Below are 3,728 nucleotides of genomic sequence, written 5' to 3' on the forward strand. Positions count from 1 at the left end.
ATCGCTACAATTATCGCTACAATTTATCATAATCATCCGCCTTTTCGTTGAATATTGACAATTCTTTTTTAAAAACAATTTTTATAAACAATAATTTTAACATCGCATATTTTTTATCTATCTTTATGGAAAAAATATTTCTTAAAATTGAACTTAATGTAATTACAATCGGTTTGTCATAATATTTGTTATTTTTTAAACTTATCTTTATTCCAAATATTCTTATAGTCGTATATTTGCTATCTATAATTACAGAAAATAAATAAGGCATTAACTGTTCGTTTACGCCCTCATTACTAAATTTGGTATATTGCTTATAAATATAATTAATACTATGCGTTAATTCGGTTATAATATTATTTATTTCATTTTTATTTTTAGGTTCTTTACTATCGCGAGAATAAAATACTTTTTCCCATGCTTCCATTATGTTATAATTGGAATAAAAATCTAAACTATTTATAGCCTCTTCCGACAATTTCTTTCTATATTCGTAATCGTTAAGTAATTTAATTAATTCTTTAGAGAATTCTTCTATATTTTCATTTTTAATTTTTACTATTCCAAGATTATTTTTTGTAATTTCTAAATATGGCAAATCGAACATAATCGTTGGAACGCCGCAAGATTTTGCCTCTAATAAATTCATAGGATACCCTTCATATGTTGAAGTTATTATATGAACCGAAGATTGTAATAAGTATTTATATATATCTTTTTGTTTTCCAAGCAATTTGCAGCAATCTTCAATTTTCAACTTTTTAATTTTATTTTTTAGTTTATTTGTTGTAATTTCATCGCCTTCTCCAAGAATAAAAAATTTCGCTTCGGGAATGACTTTTATAACTTTAGAGACAATTTCTAAAGCTAAAAACGGTCTTTTTTGAAATTCTTCCAAGCGACCTATCCATATAATATTTTTTTTATTGAGTTCTGATAATTTTTTATTATTTATATTATCTGGCATAGGATTTGGTATGTATGAAACATTTTTCAAATTCATAGATTTCCAAAATAACGCGTCCGTTTCGGATAAACAAACTAAAGAATCGTATAAAGTATAGAAGTTATCTTTATGCAAAAATCTTTCAATATCGTTTACATATATAGACTCTGAAAATATAGAATGCAAAAATAAAACTGACTTTAATCCAAGATATTTAAAAAACAAAGGAGAATATCCTACATCCTCTTCATACATAGCGCTATGAATTATTATATCTAAATTATATTTTTCTATTGCCTCTTTCCATATATTAAAACATTTATTTAAATCTTTTGATAATTTCACTCTAACTGTCCCTTCGGGCAGTTCATAATCGTTTTCATTTGGCTCTTCATAAGTAAAAACGACTATTTTATATCCGTTTTTTGAAAATAAAAAAGATAAATGAGAAATAACTCTTTCTATACCTCCGCCGTTCATCTTAAAATATAAAAAACCTATAGTTTTATACTTTTCAATATTTTTTAATTTAAAACTTCCTTCCAAATTTAAATAAGGCAATATATTTTTAGAGAAATAATTTTTATTAATAAAAATGGGTCCGAGTAAATTTAAATAATAGTTAAAATCATTTTGTAAATTACTATCCTTATTTTTATAATCAAAAATAAAACTAAAAATAAAATATACTATTTGCAGAAAATTATTTATATATTTATCGTATATATTTTTATTTTTTAGAAAATCGCAAACATTGTAAAAAATATCGGATGTATCTACAACTCTTTTTCTTAATTTATTATAATTGTCAAGTTTGCTAACCTGAAAATCATAGAAATATAATGGTTTATTAAAGAAATAATAGCTTTTGCAATAATATAATAGTATTAAACATAAATATAAATCTTCGGTATATAAATATTTCTTATTTCTAATACAATCTTTTATGGCTAAATTTAAAATATTTCTTTTAATAATTTTACAACATATTCTAAAGCTGTATCCATTTTTAAGGAACATCTCTAATATATTACCGTTTAATATTTTATTAGGAGGTTTATTAAATAATAAATCTTTTTCAAATTTTTTATCCGAAATGATTAAAAGATTTGAAAATTCAAGTATATCAACTTTAGTTTTTATTGCCTTTCCATACGCTAATTTCATTGCATCTAAATCAAAGTAATCATCGCTATCTATAAAAGTTATATATTTTCCAGAAGATAATTCAAAACCCGAGAACCTTGTTTCGTATGTTCCTTTATTTTCATTATGTTCTATATATTTTATTCTGTTATCTTTTTTCAAATATTCTTCAACTATTTCCCTACAATTTCCTTGCGAAGCGTCATTAACTATTATAATTTCAATGTTCTTAAAAGTTTGATTGACAACGCTATCCAAACATCTTTGTAGATATTTCTCCGTATTGTAAACGGGAACTATAATAGATATTAATGGAATTTTATTATCCGCCATATTCAGAACTCCGTTTAATAAACTTCAATCCAAAAAATCTCAAAACAAACTCTTTGGAATTGGAAGATATTGAAAAAATATTTTTAAGTAAATTATTAAAAGAAATAACAATCGGTTTATTATGGCATTTGTTAGTTTTAATCGTTATAGCTATTCCAAATATTCTTATGTTTATATAATAACTATAAAGTATTACCGAAAAGAAATAAGGCAATAACTTTTTGTTTATCTCTTCTTGGACATATAAAGGATTCAAATAATATTGATGGATTTTTTCAAATCTCTCGTATTCTTCTATCAATTGATTATCAAAATATTTATTTAAAATATCCAAATATATTTTTTCATTATTTGTCTTATTCGTTAAATATTTGTATTGATTAAATGAAAGTTTAAGATAATCGTAATAATGTAAAATCTCCGCTTTTTGACTGCAAAGAAAATTATAAAATTCGTTTAATGTGGCTTTAGTGTCCGAGCAAGCTTTTTCAAATCTTTCAATCGTAATTTTGGAAATATCTTTATTGCTATAGCCCGAATCGTTACCATATATATAAAGTTCATTACTAATCGCTTTATAACTCTTGCAAAAATAAATCGTTATCAAACATTGAAGCATATCTTCGCTATGAATCAAATGACTGTCGGGCAAATATTTTATAGTTTCTTTTACGATTTCGCTTTTGAAGGCTTTACAAAACATATTATGAGGCAATTTTTCGTTTAAGCATTCGTTAAAAAGATAATCTTCATTAATGACGCTTCTTTTTGACGAGAGATACCAATCGGTTTTCTTTTCTTCTTTGATTCTTTCTTTTTTATTCTCGTTGGAAGAAATTACCTTTGCGCTAAAATGAATAATATCGTATTCTTTATTTATAGAATCGTAAATTACTTGAAGAGCATCGGTTGTCAGTCTATCGTCCGAGTCCAAATATATAATATATTTTCCGTTTGAGTTAATCGCTCCGATTTTCCTCGAGTAAAGAGTTCCTTTGTTGGTTTCGTTTCGTATATATTTAATATTTTCTGGGATTTTATAATTCACAGTTGAAGCATCGTCTATAATAATGAGTTCAAAATCTTTGAAAGTTTGATTAATAACGCTTTCTATCGCGCTTTTTAAGTAGCTTTCATTTGTATTGTAAACGGGAACAATTATACTAAAAAATGGCGTTTTATCTGTATCAAAACTCATTTAATAACTCGCAGTTAGTTAACATATTATTGTTTATCGGAATATAATTCCGCAATTTCTTTAAATATACAATAAAAAATAAAAAAATCAATAGTATTTTATCTT

2 protein-coding genes are annotated in these 3,728 nt (G+C 24.6%); both read right to left on the reverse strand.

Annotation, left to right across the window (positions count from 1 at the left end; translation table 11 throughout):
- Positions 1–16: 16 nt before the first annotated feature.
- Positions 17–2,425: a glycosyltransferase gene (locus tag EZH24_RS08630; RefSeq protein ID WP_137998763.1), complete on the reverse strand. Its 2,409-nt coding sequence runs from the start codon at positions 2,423–2,425 to the stop codon at positions 17–19.
- Positions 2,415–3,623, reverse strand: a complete 1,209-nt coding sequence (locus EZH24_RS08635) for a glycosyltransferase family 2 protein (RefSeq protein ID WP_137998764.1) — start codon at positions 3,621–3,623, stop codon at positions 2,415–2,417. The genes EZH24_RS08630 and EZH24_RS08635 overlap by 11 nt, the downstream gene beginning before the upstream one ends.
- Between the last annotated feature and the right edge of the window lie 105 nt (positions 3,624–3,728).

Source organism: Brachyspira catarrhinii (assembly GCF_005518285.1).
Taxonomy (GTDB): domain Bacteria; phylum Spirochaetota; class Brachyspiria; order Brachyspirales; family Brachyspiraceae; genus Brachyspira; species Brachyspira catarrhinii.